The organism is Protofrankia sp. CiP3, assembly GCF_917627345.1.
In the GTDB taxonomy this organism is placed as follows: Bacteria; Actinomycetota; Actinomycetes; order Frankiales; family Frankiaceae; genus Protofrankia.
Map to the genome: position 1 here is coordinate 1 of NZ_CAKJTM010000101.1, position 592 is coordinate 592.

At 65.9% G+C, this 592-nt stretch carries 1 protein-coding gene; it reads left to right on the plus strand.

Going from position 1 to position 592, the window contains the following annotated elements; genetic code table 11:
• Positions 1–207 precede the first annotated feature (207 nt).
• Complete coding sequence (locus MJ797_RS22210; protein WP_239340642.1) at positions 208–579, plus strand: PAS domain-containing protein; 372 nt, start codon at positions 208–210, stop codon at positions 577–579.
• Positions 580–592: the final 13 nt, after the last annotated feature.

Sequence of the window (592 nt, forward strand, 5' to 3'; positions counted from 1 at the left end):
ATTCAGAGGGTCAGCGCACCGCCCGCATTCTGCTGGGAACAGGCAGGGGATTCGGTAAAATTGATCATAATTTGGCCAGGCTCCTAACCTGCCCCAACGGCCCGATTCGAACCCCTGCTTGGGGTCCCGGCACGAGGCGGGCGGTGCACGGACCGCCAGAGACCGCCCATTCGTGGGCCACCCGGCGCGGAAGAGGGGGAAAGACTGATGGAGCCGTTTACCGTCGTCGTGGCCGACGCCGAGGGCGTGGTGCGGTCGTGGGACACCGAGGCCGAATCACTGTTCGGCCATCCAGCGAACAAGATCGTAGGAAGCGCGCTGGATGTGATCATCCCTGAGGCTTACCGGGAGGCGCACTGGACCGCCTTCCGGGCACTCATGTCCGGAGCTACGGCCGACGAGCCGTCGGACCGCGGCGCGGTGATTCTTCCCGTCCAATGCCACGATGGCTCCCTACGGCCAACAGGTGTCCGGCTCATGCTGTTGCGTGACCCTTGGGGGCGACCGGTCGGCGCTGCCGCCGTGTTCACGTCACCTGACGTGGCTCCGGAGGGCGCTGAACCCCTACCGGAGCTGTGACCTTGACAGGGCC

Excerpts from the sequence above, each read along its gene's own strand:
- MJ797_RS22210 (WP_239340642.1), top strand. The coding sequence starts at position 208 with ATGGAGCCGTTTACCGTCGTCGTGGCCGACGCCGAGGGCGTGGTGCGG.